The organism is Betaproteobacteria bacterium, assembly GCA_016194905.1.
Classification (GTDB): Bacteria; Pseudomonadota; Gammaproteobacteria; order Burkholderiales; family JACQAP01; genus JACQAP01.
The window spans coordinates 142,483-156,907 of sequence record JACQAP010000004.1 but is presented as its reverse complement, the minus strand read 5'-3'; the positions used below and the strand labels follow the sequence as shown (position 1 = coordinate 156,907).

General features: G+C 61.5%; 12 protein-coding genes. 8 read left to right on the top strand and 4 right to left on the bottom strand.

All coding sequences use genetic code 11. The features are described 5' to 3' along the window. Window positions 1-313 precede the first annotated feature (313 nt). Window positions 314-1,180, top strand: coding sequence for a 3-methyl-2-oxobutanoate hydroxymethyltransferase (gene panB, locus HY067_01165; GenBank protein ID MBI3526560.1), 867 nt, complete (start codon window positions 314-316; stop codon window positions 1,178-1,180). Between the two features lie 74 nt (window positions 1,181-1,254). On the opposite strand, the gene HY067_01160 is transcribed toward panB, so the two are convergent. Together HY067_01160 and HY067_01155 are read right to left on the bottom strand one after the other, a co-directional pair. Beyond that, a complete protein-coding gene (locus HY067_01160; GenBank protein MBI3526559.1) occupies window positions 1,255-3,633 on the bottom strand; it encodes an EAL domain-containing protein in 2,379 nt (792 codons plus the stop codon). 9 nt (window positions 3,634-3,642) lie between these two features. Beyond that, complete coding sequence (locus HY067_01155) at window positions 3,643-3,861, bottom strand: hypothetical protein (GenBank protein ID MBI3526558.1); 219 nt, start codon at window positions 3,859-3,861, stop codon at window positions 3,643-3,645. Between the two features lie 207 nt (window positions 3,862-4,068). Here HY067_01155 and thiL point away from each other — a divergent pair, with 207 nt between their 5' ends. From thiL to pncC, 3 genes are all read left to right on the top strand, one after another. Then, complete coding sequence (thiL, locus tag HY067_01150; protein MBI3526557.1) at window positions 4,069-5,022, top strand: thiamine-phosphate kinase; 954 nt, start codon at window positions 4,069-4,071, stop codon at window positions 5,020-5,022. Next, entirely contained in the window at window positions 5,006-5,509 is a 504-nt protein-coding gene (locus tag HY067_01145) for a phosphatidylglycerophosphatase A (GenBank protein ID MBI3526556.1), read from the top strand. The genes thiL and HY067_01145 overlap by 17 nt, the downstream gene beginning before the upstream one ends. 205 nt (window positions 5,510-5,714) lie before the next feature. Then, entirely contained in the window at window positions 5,715-6,209 is a 495-nt protein-coding gene (pncC, locus tag HY067_01140; GenBank protein ID MBI3526555.1) for a nicotinamide-nucleotide amidase, read from the top strand. Window positions 6,210-6,225: 16 nt separating this feature from the next. Here pncC and HY067_01135 read toward each other — a convergent pair whose 3' ends face one another. After that, a complete protein-coding gene (locus HY067_01135; GenBank protein MBI3526554.1) occupies window positions 6,226-8,634 on the bottom strand; it encodes an HDOD domain-containing protein in 2,409 nt (802 codons plus the stop codon). Between the two features lie 152 nt (window positions 8,635-8,786). On the opposite strand from HY067_01135, the gene recA reads away from it, so the two are divergent. From recA to HY067_01115, 4 genes are all read left to right on the top strand, one after another. Then, window positions 8,787-9,806, top strand: a complete 1,020-nt coding sequence (gene recA / locus HY067_01130; GenBank protein ID MBI3526553.1) for a recombinase RecA — start codon at window positions 8,787-8,789, stop codon at window positions 9,804-9,806. Between the two features lie 9 nt (window positions 9,807-9,815). Beyond that, window positions 9,816-10,265 (top strand): recombination regulator RecX, encoded by a 450-nt coding sequence (gene recX, locus HY067_01125; GenBank protein ID MBI3526552.1) that lies wholly within the window; start codon window positions 9,816-9,818, stop codon window positions 10,263-10,265. A gap of 232 nt (window positions 10,266-10,497) precedes the next feature. Continuing rightward, the gene (gene alaS, locus HY067_01120; GenBank protein ID MBI3526551.1) at window positions 10,498-13,152 is read left to right on the top strand and encodes an alanine--tRNA ligase; all 2,655 of its coding nucleotides are present in this window, start codon (window positions 10,498-10,500) and stop codon (window positions 13,150-13,152) included. Then, on the top strand, window positions 13,149-13,628 hold the full coding sequence (locus HY067_01115; GenBank protein MBI3526550.1) for an SRPBCC family protein: 480 nt from the start codon (window positions 13,149-13,151) through the stop codon (window positions 13,626-13,628). The genes alaS and HY067_01115 overlap by 4 nt, the downstream gene beginning before the upstream one ends. A 74-nt stretch (window positions 13,629-13,702) precedes the next feature. Here the strand turns inward: HY067_01115 and HY067_01110 are convergent, their stop codons facing one another. After that, entirely contained in the window at window positions 13,703-14,413 is a 711-nt protein-coding gene (locus HY067_01110) for a flagellar brake protein (GenBank protein ID MBI3526549.1), read from the bottom strand. Window positions 14,414-14,425 lie beyond the last annotated feature (12 nt).

Sequence of the window (14,425 nt, the reverse complement as noted above, 5' to 3'; positions counted from 1 at the left end):
AAAGCAAAACAGGAAGCGGCGAGCTTGCTCTGCGTCGGCTTGAACCAGGACGCAATCGGTCTACCGCTTCCCCGCTCTCAGGTCCGGCCAGACCTGAGAACACAAACAACATACACGTACAAAACGAACATACAAGGACGCAGAGAAAAACTGGGTCTGGAAATCTCGGATTGCGCGGTGCCCGTTTTGCATGGGCTCGTTGCGTATCTCCGAAACCCGATTTCTGTTTTTGTCGATCCTTTCCTCTGCGTCCTTTGCGCCCTCTGCGCCTCTGCGTTGAGATTTTCTTTACAGACTTTCCAGGGAGAGAGAGATGGCAGAAGCGGCGGGACAGAAGAAACTGACGATTTTCGATCTGCAGGCCAAAGTCGACCGCGGAGAGAAGATTTTCCAGGTCACTGCGGTGGACTATCCGACCGCGCAACTGGTCGACCGCTCCGGCGTAGATTGCATTCTGATCGGCGACTCGCTGGGGATGACCGCGCTCGGCTATTCCGGCACGGTGCCGGTGACGATGGACGAGATGATCCATCACGCCAAGGCAATCTCCCGCGCGGCGAAGCGCGCCATCCTGGTCGGCGATCTGCCGCTCGGCGCTTATCATGCGTCGACCGTAGATGCGATCAACAACGCCATGCGCATGCTCAAGGAAGGCGGCACCGATGTCGTCAAGATCGAGGGCGGAGAAGATTTTGCGCCGGTGGCCGAGGCGGTGGTCAAGTCCGGCGTGCCGGTCATGGCCCACATTGGCCTGACGCCGCAACTGGTGTCCAAGCTCGGCGGTTTCAAGGTACAGGGCAAGAGCGCGGAGACCGGGGTGCAGTTGCTGAAGGATGCATTGTCGATGGAGAAGGCCGGCTGCTTCGCGATCGTGCTCGAAGCGATTCCGGATCGCGTTGCCCAGGTCATTACCGAGAAGCTCACGATTCCCACCATCGGCATCGGTGCCGGTCCGCATTGCGATGGGCAGAACCTGGTACTGCACGACATGGTCGGCCTGTTCGACCGCTTCACGCCGAAATTCGTCAAGCGCTATGCGAATTGCTGGGACGTCATCGGCAAGGCGTTGGCCGATTTCCAGGAAGACGTGCACAAGGGGCGGTTCCCGCTGGCCGAACACAGCTTCACCATGAAGGAAGACGAGTACCAGGCGTTCATGCAGAAGGTCGGCAAGGGCTGATTAAGACCAACTGCGGTTAACACGAAGGATCACGCGTGTTCAATGAGTTTTCGCCTTTCCGGCCGGAGGGAAGTTCAGCGGCCCTTGTCGCCGATGAAACCGCTCTCCGTGAGTTTGTCTCCGACCGCACGGCGGCGGCGAAGCCATGTCTCATATTCATCGGGCGGTTGCGGCTTGGCGATGAAGAAGCCCTGGGCTTCGTCGCAACCCAGCTTGGTCAGCAGCATCAATGCAGCGTGGTCCTCCACGCCTTCGGCCACCACCTTCAGTCCCATGTTGTGGCCGAGCTCGATGGTGGAGCGGACGATGACCGCATCGTCCTTGTCCGCAACCATGTTGCGCACGAACGAACGGTCGATCTTCATCTCCTTCACCGGCAGCTTCCTGATGTACGCAAGGGAGGAATGACCGGTACCGAAGTCATCGATCGACAACCGTAAGCCCAGTTTGTGCAATCGTTCCAGTGTTTCGTGCGCGCGCGCGGGGTCTTCCATGACCGCGCTTTCGGTGATCTCGAGGCAGACCAACTGCGCGGGAACCTTGTACTTTGCAGTCAGTTCGGATACCACACGCGGCAGATCGGGACTCATCAGGTCGCGTACCGATATGTTGACCGCGATCTTCACGTCTGTCCCGCGCATATGCCACTCGCCGCACTGGCTTAGCGCGCGTTCCAGCACCCAGCGGGTGACCGCCTTGATGTAGCCGGTCTGCTCGGCGAATGGAATGAAGTCGATCGGCATGACAAAGCCGCGCTTGGGATGGACCCAGCGCACCAGTGCCTCCACGCTGTCCGAAGCACCGGAGCGCAAGTCGACCTTCGGCTGGTAGTACAGCGTCAACTGGTCTTCTTCGACGGCGCTGCGAAGTTCTCCGAGCAAGGACAGTTGGCTCGGCTTGCCCAGTTCGAAGTCCGATTCGTAAGTGGTGAAGCTGGCATTGTTGCGCTTGGCGACATACATGGCGATGTCGGCATGGCGGATGAGCGTGGCCGTGTCCTCCGCGTATCCCGGAAATACCGCAATGCCGATGCTTGCGCCCAGGTCGATCGGCTGTCCTTGCGTCAGGATCGGCGTCGCCAGAGCCCGTTCCATCTGATTCACGACGCTCTTGGCGCGCGGCATTCCCCCCGTGGGCAGCAACACGGCAAATTCATCGCCGCCGAAACGGGCGACTGTCTCGGATTCGCGCAGCAATTCCCGCAGTCGCCGCGCGACCCCCAGCAGAACCTGATCGCCCACCGGGTGGCCCAGGCTGTCGTTGATGGGTTTGAAGCGATTCAGGTCCATCATCATGACGACAACCGGCTCGCCGTTCTGCCGGCTGCTCTGGATCGCGTGTTCGAGCCGGTCGATGAACATCGCGCGATTGGGCAGCCCGGTCAGCGTGTCTTCGTATGCCAGCCGCAGGATTTTCGATTCGCGCTCGAAAATCCCCTGGAGCATATGGTTGAAGCTGTCGGCGAAATCGCCGATCTCGTCCGTCCGTCCGGTCTCGGCCTTCTGCGAATAATCGCCGTCGCGAACCTTGCGGGCCACGCCGGCCAGCCGATTGATCGGGCCTGCGATGCCTCTGGCGATCAAGATCGAACCGAGGACCGAGAGCGCGATGCTTGCCAGCGCCAATGCAATCAGCGTGTCGCGCAGGCGAGTGAACGGCGCCAACCCCTCCTTCAACGAACGTTGCAGAACTGCGGCGATTTGGATGTCGCCGCGCTCGTGCAATATCGAGAGCCGTGTTTCGTAGTCCTCGTCCAAGAACGGCAGCGTTACGGTGGGGCGCTCCGCGCCAAGCCGATCCGCGAGTTCCCCGCGCGAGACGGGCGGCAAGGTGGAGGCATGCACCGTCCAGTTGCCGCGGCCGCTACGGGACAGAAAGGAAACCTGCAGTCCGGACAGCGCCTGCAGATCCAGTGCGACGGCGTCGTCTATGACGAAACCCATTGCAACCCAGGCGATCGGTATCGGGGCGAGCACCGGCACGACGACGACCTGATAGGGACGGCCGTCGATCAGTACCGTGTCCGAAGCCCTGCCTTGCTGCTGCGCGGTCCCGATCAACTCCGGGAACGGAAATTCCGCTTGCTGCGTTATGGTGTGCAGGGAATTGGCGAGCAATTTTTTGTCCAGGTCCGCCAGCATCACGACGTTGGCGTTGATGCGACGCCCGTGATTGCCGAGCACCGAGGCGATGGTGCCTTCGTCCCGGGTGGCGATCGCTTCACGAAAAGCGAAGTCGGCGGCAAGCACGGATGCCGCCTGTGCGAGCTGCTGGCTGTTCTGTTCCAGCAGTCGCCGGAATACACGCTCGCCGACGACGAGTTCCTGCGCGATCTGATTCTTGGCGATGCGTTCGTTGGCCGCGCTCATCAAAAAAAGCGCGACCCCCTGCAGCGCGCATAGCAGGAGCACGAAAAAAAAGATGATGCGGGTCTGAAGGCTGCGTAGCACCACGGGGAGCGTCTATAGGTAAGGATGCCAGACGCGTAACTGATATTCGACCGCGGGCAGCCCTTCCCGCCTGGCCGAAGCGGATTTGCGGGTCTTGGCGAAATAGGGCGTGTCCACCCTGTAAATATATCCCACCATCGACTCATGGATGTTGCATCCGCGCTCGTCCGGACCAGGTTTGTCGAAATCCACCCGTTGCGCCGGTGTCCAGAATCGGCATGCCGTGTTCATCGCCGGGCAGGCTTCACCACGCCAATAGCGGTCGGAGTAAGTTGAATCTTAAATGAAAAACAAAGAAAGGCCGGCATGAAGCGGCTGCGGATCATGCTTCTTTTCCGTGCGGATGCGGCGTTTCCCGGGCGGCGGCAATAATATCGGACACGTCACCGTCGTCCGTCTTAAACTTTGCAGATGGATAGTTCCGCCCGTCATCCGGCATTGTCGGAGTTCGATCTGATCTCGCGTTATTTCACGCGCGCGCCGCGCCACACCACGCTCGCGGTCGGCGATGACGCGGCATTGCTGTCGGTGAGCCCGGGGTGCGAACTGGCTGCCTCGACCGACATGCTGGTCGAGGGCGTGCATTTTTTCCCGGACGTCGATGCGCAGGCACTCGGCCACAAGGCGCTGGCGGTGAATCTGTCGGACCTCGCGGCAATGGGGGCGATGCCCCGATGGACGATGTTGTCGCTGGCATTGCCGGACGTGGATACGCAATGGCTGGAACGATTCTCGCGCGGTTTCTTTGCGCTGGCCGACAAGCATGGTGTGGATCTGATCGGCGGCGACACCACGCGCGGGCCGCTGAACATCAGCGTGCAGATCATGGGTGAAGTCAGGCGGGGGAAAGCGTTGCGGCGCGACGGCGCGAAAGTCGATGACGATATCTGGGTGTCCGGCCAGCTCGGCAATGCGGCGGCGGCCGTTGCATACCGGCGCGGCGAATTGAATCTGGAGCAGGCGGCGCTCGATCGTTGCCGGATCCGGCTGGATTGGCCGACGCCGCGCGTCGCGCTCGGCCTGGAGTTGAGTGCGCTGGCCCACAGCGCAATCGATGTATCGGACGGATTGTTGGGCGATCTCGCGCATATCTGCGAATGCTCGGGTGTCGGTGCCAAAGTCGAGTATTCCGCCGTCCCGTGTTCCGCGGATCTGCTGCCTTTGCGCGATCAAGAGCGGGTCAGTCGCGCCATACTCGCCGGAGGCGACGACTATGAACTATGCTTCACCGCCGCACCGGAACGCGCAGCCAGGATCGAGGCGCTTTCGACGACGCTGGACATCGCCTTGACGCGCATCGGCAGGATCGTCGAGGGAAATGCGGTTACCGTATTCGATTCGGCCGGCCGGCCGTTGCCTGTGAAGGACAAGGGATTTGACCATTTCCGCTGACGTTGCCGGGCGACCATCGGCGCGTTTCGTTTTCTCGCACCCGGCACATTGCATCGCGTTCGGGTTCGGCATCGGGCTGATCCCGGTTGCGCCCGGCACATTCGGCACGTTGCTGGCGCTGCCGATGCATGCCTGGCTGCTTCCCAGGATGGGCGACCAGGCATTCGCTGCGCTGCTGCCGGGAATGTTCCTGCTCGGAGTCTGGGCCTGCCAGGTCACCGGCAGGAGACTCGGGGCGCACGATCACGGCGGCATGGTCTGGGACGAGACCGTCGCTTTCCTGATCGTGCTGTACTTCACGCCGGCTTCCCCGGCGTGGCAGGCGTTTGCATTTCTGCTGTTCCGCCTGTTCGACATCGTCAAACCGATGCCGATCCGGCATTTCGATCGCACCATCCGCAACGGCCTGGGCGTGATGTTCGATGATCTGCTGGCGGCGTTCTACACGCTGTTATGCCTGGCCGGCTGGAAATTCTCGTTCGGATGAACTTAAATTCGGTACTTGAACCACGGAGGACACGGAGGAAAGGCAAGAGCAAGGAAAATGCTCGGGTTGGGATGTTTCGGTGGCTGATGATCCGTCACGGCGAAAGTTGGCGGCACAGATCCGCGAATAACTATCCTGCTCTTAACCCCGATTTGTTCTTCCTCCGTGTCCTCCGTGGTGAATAGCTTTTCATGAGATGAACGGGATGGACGCGGAACTCTACGAATTGTCGGGAAGGGTCGGCGATGCCCTCAAGGCTCGCAAGCTGATGATGACTGCCGCGGAATCCTGCACTGGCGGCTGGATCGGTCAGGCCATTACCATGGTGCCGGGCAGTTCGAAGTGGTTCGACCGCGGCTTCGTCACTTATACGAATGAAGCCAAGCAGGACATGCTCGGGGTCAGCGCCGAAACATTGAATGAATTCGGCGCAGTGTCCGAGCAGACGGTGCGGGAAATGGTTGCTGGTGCCCTCACCCGAAGCCGTGCGCAGATTGCAGTGGCGGTCAGCGGCATCGCCGGACCGGACGGCGGCTCGCCGAACAAGCCGGTCGGCACGGTGTTGCTGGCGTGGGCGGAAAAGGGCGGCGGCGTAACGGCGCAGTCCATTCGCTTCCGAGGCGACCGGGATGCCGTACGCCGGCAGACGGTCATGGCTGCACTCGAAGGAGTGCTCGCGTTGCTCGGCCGGAATTCCTGAGCCTTGCATCGCCGCGTTACGACGAATGCTGTCGAATCGCCAGCACCGCCTGGTTGCGCAATGTCTTCAGCAACGCGAGTTCGTCGGCGGGGATCTTCAATCGCCCGGCGGCGTCCGCGTCGCCGTACAGCATCCCAATCGGTTTCTTGTTGATGAGGATAGGAAACAGCACGAACGACTGCGCCGGAATCAGTTTTCGGAACCAGTCCGGAACATGCGAACGGATGCTCTCCGCTTCGGTGTCTTCTATCAGAATATCTGCGCCATTGGTGATGGCTGCCTGGAACACGTCGCGCGAGCCGCCGATCGGGATGCCGAAACCCTTGCGAATGATCTCGTCTATGTTCGCGCCGAAGCCGAAGCGTCCCTTGAGGGTATGGGTGGATGGATCGCGCACGCATAGCAGAACACGCGTAAAACCCATGCCGCGGTACATCGCTTCGAGGATGATGCGCAGGACATCATTCAACTGATAGTCGCTGACCAGGGCGTTGGTGATGTCCTGGATGCCGGCCGTGAGCAGCGCTTTGCGGTTTGATTCCCGTGGCGCGCCTTCTTCCGGCAGGGCGGCCACCGGTGTCGTCAGCGTTGCGTGCTCGATGGCGGTCTGCAATTGATCGGTCCGCGTTTGTCCCGCGGTCGGTTTTTCCGCTTTTACCGCCAGGGCGACACGGGCCAGGAAACCATCCGCCGCGCGCAGATCGAGCGCGGCCGCATCGCGCTTGAGATCGAGCATCGATTGCTGGATTGCAGTCTCCAGGGTCTGCGGGGTGACATTCAGACCCTTGCCGAACTTGGCGACCAGCGCGTGCATGCGCTGGTCGCGTGCCCGCGCATCGGATTCGCGAAGGGTGGCGCAAAGGTTCGAACTCAGTTCCGCAATTGCACGCAACCGATCTTCGGCGCCTGACGGCCGGCGCACCTGCTCGTCCGGCAGCTTGCGCATGCTCTGCACCATGCGTTCAGGAAAATTCCAGGCACGGGCCACGCCAACGCCCAGTTCCTCGAAGCTGATGCCCAGCACTTTCAGCGACGCCTGCTTCTCGTCGGCGGTGCCCTGTTCCACCAGGCGATCGATCTGCAGCGCTTCTTCCACGAGATAGAAGCGTGCCAGCAACCGGCCGAGATCGTGGAACACGGTGCAGATGAAAGCCTCCTCGCCGTCGCGGATGTTGGCCTTGGCGACAAGTTCGCGCGCCAGCAGTCCGCTGAAGTAGCCCGCTACGACGTCTTCCTTCAACTGCGCGGCCTGGGCCTTGTTCTGCAGATGCTCCATCAGCATCAGGGTCATCGCCACGCTGCGGATGCGGTCGAAGCCGAGTATGACGACGGCCCGCGACACGGTGCTGATGGTGCCGCCGTACTGTCCGAAGTAAGCAGTGTTGACCAGCCGCAACAGCTTGTTGGTCAGTGCGAAATCCTTGAGGATGGTGTTGGACAGCGCGGATGCATTTTCATCGGCCGATCCGGTGACGCGGTTGATCGTGCTGATGGTGTTGGACAGCGCCGGGAAGTCGCTCTTGTGGCGCATTCGCCGCAGCAGGAACTCGAGCGTGCCGCTGGCGTCTGCGCCGGGACCGTCGGCGGAGGCGGCGGGGTCCAGGTATTCGCGCAACGCCTCTTCCATTTCCTCGGCACTGGCGTAGCGGCGTTCCGGTTGCGGTGCCAGTGCCTTGAACACCAGGTCGTCGAGCTTTTCGTCGACCTCGGGATTCAGCGTGGAGGGCGCGGCGATGGACTCGTTGGCGGCGCGGTGCAGGATCTCGAAGACGTTGCGGCCGTTCACCGCGGGCCGGCCGGTCAGCATCTCGTAGAGCACGACGCCGGCCGAATAGAGGTCGCATCTTGGCGTGTAGAGGCCGCTGTTCACGTATTCCGGCGCGAGATAGCAGGGCGTGCCGCGCAAGCCGTCCGGCGTGTCAGGGGTGTTGTCGGCGATCCGCTGGGCAATGCCGAAGTCCATGACCCGCGTGCCGCCGTCGGCGGTCAGCATGATGTTGCCGGGCTTGATGTCCCGGTGCATCACACCCTTGTGATGGGCGTAACCGAGTGCGGCGAGCAGTTCGACTGCGATCGCGACGGCGCGCGACGGTGACAGGCGGCGCTCGCGCTTGATCATCTGCGAAAGCACGGTGCCCTCGACGTATTCGAACACCAGGAAGGGCAGTTCGCTTTCCTCGCCCGCATCGAACAGTGGGACCACGTTCGGATGCGAAAGCTGGCTGACCATGCGCGCCTCGGCCAGCAGGGTATCGACGCGGCGCCGGTGCTCCTCCGCCTTGCCGCCGACCACGGGTGTCTTGATCGCGACTCGTCTGTTGAGCCGGGTGTCGCGGGCCAGGTAGACCGTCCCCTGCGCGCCCGCGCCGAGGGTGCGCTGAATCTCGAAGCGATTGATTTTTTTTGGAGCGGACGCGGCCAACATGTTCTGGTTACGGCAAAACCGCAAGCGCCTTTAACAAGCCCGCGCATGTTCCGAGCATGGGCGGCAGGTGCCTGAAAAAGCGCGGAAATTGCAGCTCCGGCGCCCCGGCGTTGTTATGCAATAATGCTGCGTTCACAAGAGAGGAAAACTGCATGGACGAAAATCGAAGCAAGGCACTTGCCGCCGCCCTTTCCCAGATCGAAAAACAGTTCGGCAAGGGCTCGATCATGCGCCTTGGCGAAAAGGACATAGCCAAGGATGTGGAAGTGGTTTCCACCGGCTCGCTGGGCCTGGACCTGGCACTTGGCATCGGCGGTCTGCCGCGCGGGCGCATCGTGGAAATCTACGGACCGGAGTCCTCGGGCAAGACCACGCTGACCTTGTCGGTCATCGCGCAGATGCAGAAAATCGGCGGAACCGCTGCGTTCATCGACGCCGAGCACGCGCTCGATCCGCAATATGCGCAGAAGCTCGGTTGCAACGTTTCCGAGCTGCTGATCTCGCAGCCTGACAACGGTGAGCAGGCGCTGGAGATCGCCGACATGCTGGTGCGTTCCGGATCGGTGGACGTCGTGGTGGTCGACTCGGTTGCGGCACTGACCCCGAAAGCGGAAATCGAAGGCGAGATGGGCGAGCCGCAGATGGGCCTGCAGGCGCGGCTGATGTCTCAGGCCCTGCGAAAACTGACCGCCAACATCAAGCGTTCCAACACGCTGGTGATTTTCATCAACCAGATCCGCATGAAGATCGGTGTCATGTTCGGCAACCCCGAAACCACGACCGGAGGCAATGCCCTGAAATTCTATGCCTCCGTGCGCATCGACATCCGCCGCATTGGCTCGATCAAGAAGGGCGAGGAGGTGGTCGGCAACGAGACCCGCGCCAAGGTGGTGAAGAACAAGGTGGCGCCGCCGTTTCGCCAGGCTGAATTCGACATTCTCTACGGCGAGGGCATTTCACTCGAAGGCGAGCTCATCGAACTGGGCGTGCTCTATAAGATGATCGAGAAATCCGGCGCCTGGTACAGCTACGGCAAGGATCGCATTGGCCAGGGCAAGGACAACACCCGGGAATTCCTCAAGGAACACCCTGAGATCGCCAGGGAGATCGAGACCAAGATTCGCGCCCACGTTGCCGAAAAGCCGTTGGCGCAGGTTGTCAAAGCGGAGTAGCGCCTCAAGTTGCCGGCGCGACCGCTCAGCCTGCGCGCCCGCGCGCTGAAAGCCCTGGCGCGGCGCGAACATTCCCGGCAGGAACTGCAGGCCAAGCTGCAACCCTTTGCCGAAGATCCGGACGAAATCGAGCCCCTGCTCGACGATCTGGAAAAGCGCGGCTGGCTGTCCGAGGCGCGCTTCGTCGAGCACACAACCACCGTGCGCAGGCGCAGGTTCGGGGCGGCCCGCATCCTTCACGAACTGCGCGAAAAGGGTGTGTCTGACGCCGCACTCGTGGCAGCGCAATCCCAGTTGAAGGACAGCGAGGTCGAAGCGGCGCGCGCGGTGTGGAAAAAGAAATTCGGCAGCCTGCCCACGACGCTGGAAGAGCGCGCCAGGCAGTCGCGATTCCTCGCCAGCCGGGGATTTTCGGCCGAGATCGTGCATGCGGTGCTGAAGAAATCGTGCGAAGATTGAGGACAAAGCAGAGACAGGATTGAACCACGGAGGACACGGAGAAAACCAAGGGCAAGGAAAATGTGCGGGTCGGAATCTTTCATGGAATGATGATCCGTGGCAAAAAATTGCCAGTTCGGATTCGCGAACAGTCACCCCGATTTTCTCGCCAATTCGCTTTTTGTTGTCTTGTTTTTCCTCCGTGTACTCCGTGGTGCAAGGTTGAGGATCTATTTGGACGGTTCAACAGCAAATGAATAGCAGCGAAATCCGCACGCGTTTCCTCGAATATTTCGAGAGGCAGGGCCATGCCATCGTGGGGTCCAGCCCGCTGGTCCCGGGCAACGATCCGACGCTTCTGTTCACCAACGCCGGCATGGTGCAGTTCAAGGATGTGTTCCTCGGCCAGGACAAGCGTCCTTATGTGCGTGCCACCACGTCGCAGCGTTGCGTGCGCGCGGGCGGCAAGCACAACGACCTGGAGAATGTCGGCTATACCGCGCGCCACCACACCTTCTTCGAGATGCTGGGCAATTTCAGTTTCGGCGACTATTTCAAGCGCGACGCCATTCGTTTCGCCTGGGAACTGCTGACGAAGGAATACGGGCTCGATCCGAACCTCCTCTGGGTCACCGTATACGAAACCGACAACGACGCCTACGACGTCTGGGCCAACGACATCAAGGTGCCGAAAGAGCGCATCGCGCGCATCGGCGACAAGCCGGGCGGGCAGAAATTCCAGAGCGACAACTTCTGGCAGATGGGCGACACCGGGCCTTGCGGTCCCTGCACGGAGATCTTTTACGACCATGGGTCCGGCATCCCCGGCGGGCCGCCGGGAACGCCCGACGCCGATGGTGACCGCTACATCGAAATCTGGAATCTGGTGTTCATGCAGTTCAATCGCGACGAGTCCGGCACCATGCATCCGCTGCCGAAACCGTCGGTGGACACCGGCATGGGTCTGGAACGCATCGCCGCGGTGCTGCAAGGCGTGCACAGCAATTACGAAATCGACCTGTTTCAGGACCTCATCAAGGCGGCCGCGAAAGTGACCGGGGCGAAGGACCTTGCGTCGAGTTCCCTGAACGTGATCGCGGACCACATCCGTGCCTGTTCCTTCCTGATCGTAGATGGCGTCATCCCCGGCAACGAAGGCCGCGGTTACGTGCTGCGCCGGATCATCCGGCGTGCGATTCGCCACGGATACAAACTCGGACAGAACCGGCCGTTCTTCCATAAGCTGGTCGCGGAACTCGCGCGCGTGATGGGTGACGCGTATCCCGAGCTGCGCGTCGCGCAGCAGCGCGTCACCGACGTGCTCAGGCAGGAAGAAGAGCGCTTCGCCGAAACCCTGGAAAACGGTATGAAGATGCTGGAGAACGCATTGCACCGCGAAGACAGGATGCTCGACGGGGAAACTGTATTCCAGCTCTACGACACGTTCGGATTTCCGGTCGACCTGACGGCGGACATCGCCCGCGAGCGCGGCATCACCCTGGACATGGCGGGCTTCGAGTCGGCGATGTCACGTCAGCGCGAGCAGGCGCGTGCCGCGGGTAAGTTCAAGACCAGCCTGGGCGTCGAGTACACCGGCGACAAGACGCGCTTTACCGGCTACGAGCGGCTCGCCGGCGAGGGCAAGGTGACGGCGATCTACGTCGACGGAACGGCCGTGCAGGAGATCGCCTCAGGGCAAAAGGCCATCGTGGTGCTGGATGCCACGCCCTTCTACGCCGAGTCCGGCGGCCAGGTGGGTGACAAGGGCGAATTGGTGGCCGCCGGCGGCACATTCGAGGTCGCCGACACGCAGAAGATTCAGGCCGAGGTCTTCGGCCACCACGGCACGCTCAAGGCGGGCACGCTGAAGGTTGGCGACCAGCTCGAGGCGCGGGTGGACACGGCCCTGCGCGCGCGCACCATGCGCAACCATTCGGTCACCCACATCATGCACAAGGCCCTGCGCGACGTGCTGGGTCCGCACGTGCAGCAGAAGGGCTCTCTGGTCGACGCGGACAAGACGCGCTTCGACTTTGCCCAAGACAAGCCGATGACGGACGAGGAAATTCGCAGGGTCGAACTCCTGGTCAATGATCAGATAATGCAAAACGTCGCGACCAAAGCCCAGATCATGCCGATTGAGGAGGCAAAAAAATCAGGCGCCATGATGCTGTTCGGCGAGAAATATGGCGACGAGGTGCGTGTGCTGGACATTGGCAACTCACGCGAACTGTGTGGCGGTACGCATGTGTCACGCACCGGCGATATCGGCGTGTTCAAGATCTATTCGGAAAGCGGGGTCGCTGCGGGAATTCGCCGCGTTGAGGCCACCACCGGTGTGAGCGCGCTCGCAATGATGATGAACCAGCTGCAGGAATTGCACGAAGTCGCCAGGCATCTCAGGGTGGGACCCGGAGGTGGAATGGTGGAAGCAGCGGTAAACAATCTTCTAGATGAGAAGAAGGCGCTGGAAAAGGAGCTCACACGCCTCAAGTCCAAACTCGCGAGTTCGCAGGGCGATGATCTTGCTGGGCAGGCGATTGACGTGGACGGAGCAAAGGTGCTGGCTGCGAAGCTGGACGGCGCAGACGCGAAAACGCTGCGTGAAACAATGGACAAGCTCAAGGACAAGCTCAAGTCGGCGGCCATCGTGCTTGGCGCCGTCGAAAGCGGGAAGGTCACGCTGATCGCAGGTGTCACGTCCGACCTCACCGCGAAAGTGAAGGCGGGCGAGCTCGTCAATTTCGTCGCACAGCAGGTAGGCGGCAAGGGTGGGGGAAGAGCGGACATGGCGCAGGCCGGCGGAACGGACCCGACGAAATTGTCCGAGGCGCTGGACAGCGTGAGCGACTGGGTGAAGCAGAGAATCGCTCAAACGCCGGCATCGCCGGCCGGGAGGGGAGCATGAACGGACTGGCATACTGGATGGCGGGACTGTCGCTCGCCGCAAGCTCGTTATCCGCGTTCGCGGATGCGCTGGAACTGACCATCTTCCACACGATCACGATCGACGCGCCAGCGGAACAAGTGTGGGCGATGGCGGGCGATTTCGGCGGCATTCAGCGCTGGGCGCCGGGCACCGAATCCAGCCGCCTGATATTGCACGAGCGCAACGAAACCGGCGCGATCCGTGTGTTGCGACGTCGCAGCGACGGCACCCAGGTCACGGAAAAGCTGCTCGACTACGATCCCGACAACCGGCGCATGGCCTATACCTACGTGGATGGCGTGGTGCGGGCATCCGACTACTACTCGGAATTGATGTCAAGGATGCCGGTGACGGCCGTTCGATCGTCGAGTGGCGCGGGCGCTTCAAGCGGCTCGCTTACTGGACCGAGCAGCCTCCCGAAGGACAGGACGACAAGGCGGCGCTGGATTTTCTGAACGGTGCTTATCGCTCCGGGCTCGCGAACCTGAAAAAAGTCCTCGAAGAGCGGTAAAAACGGATTACCGCGGGTTCAGACCACGCTGTGGGGATGTTTCGCCAGCTCATGATGGACGACGCTTTGCAGGATCAGCGTTTCGTTCGGTTGCAGGTCCAGAAACTCCACGCCGCATCGATGCTCGTCGCCCCCACCCTCGATCGCGGCCGAGCTGACAGCCTTGATCCTGCCGCGCAGCCTGAGCTCGGTTTTGACGTCGTACAGGTTCAGCGGCAGCGTGACCGACAAATTATCGCCATTGGCGCCAAGGGCCGTCGCGGAGTGCAGCAACATGCCGGTCGCAGACAAGTTTGAGACGTGCGCCTCGGCATTCCCGGAGGAGGTCTCGACCGTTGCGGCGATTTCGGTTTTTACCCGTGGCGCCTTGCGTACCATCAAGCCCTGGATTTGCTTCGGGAAGGACAGATGCAGATAATCGAATGGCACCCGGATGACTTTGTCCACGAAGCTGACGAAGCCGAATGCGCCCTGTCCCATGAAAACGCGCGCGATTACGCGATCGCCTTCCATCAGCGGTTTCTGCAAGCCGAGGCCGGCGGGTGCGGTGACCAGCAGGCATTGCTTGTCGAGATAACCGATCAGCCGCACGATGGGCCTTTCGTGGGTCACGCTCGCCGGCAACTGCATTTGCAGCCGGTCGCCGGCTTTCAGCCGCATATCCTCGAATTGATAGACGGGCGGCTCGTCTGCAACGGCTTCAGCCGGTGCGGGGTTTGGTTCGGCCATGAGCGAAGGGGC

What these genes read in the sequence shown, in the direction of transcription:
- HY067_01135 (MBI3526554.1), bottom strand. Translation starts at nt 8,634, where the DNA reads ATGTTGGCCGCGTCCGCTCCAAAAAAAATCAATCGCTTCGAGATTCAG.
- HY067_01155 (MBI3526558.1), bottom strand. Translation starts at nt 3,861, where the DNA reads ATGAACACGGCATGCCGATTCTGGACACCGGCGCAACGGGTGGATTTC.
- panB (MBI3526560.1), top strand. Translation starts at nt 314, where the DNA reads ATGGCAGAAGCGGCGGGACAGAAGAAACTGACGATTTTCGATCTGCAG.
- recA (MBI3526553.1), top strand. Translation starts at nt 8,787, where the DNA reads ATGGACGAAAATCGAAGCAAGGCACTTGCCGCCGCCCTTTCCCAGATC.
- HY067_01110 (MBI3526549.1), bottom strand. Translation starts at nt 14,413, where the DNA reads ATGGCCGAACCAAACCCCGCACCGGCTGAAGCCGTTGCAGACGAGCCG.
- alaS (MBI3526551.1), top strand. Translation starts at nt 10,498, where the DNA reads ATGAATAGCAGCGAAATCCGCACGCGTTTCCTCGAATATTTCGAGAGG.
- HY067_01115 (MBI3526550.1), top strand. Translation starts at nt 13,149, where the DNA reads ATGAACGGACTGGCATACTGGATGGCGGGACTGTCGCTCGCCGCAAGC.
- pncC (MBI3526555.1), top strand. Translation starts at nt 5,715, where the DNA reads ATGGACGCGGAACTCTACGAATTGTCGGGAAGGGTCGGCGATGCCCTC.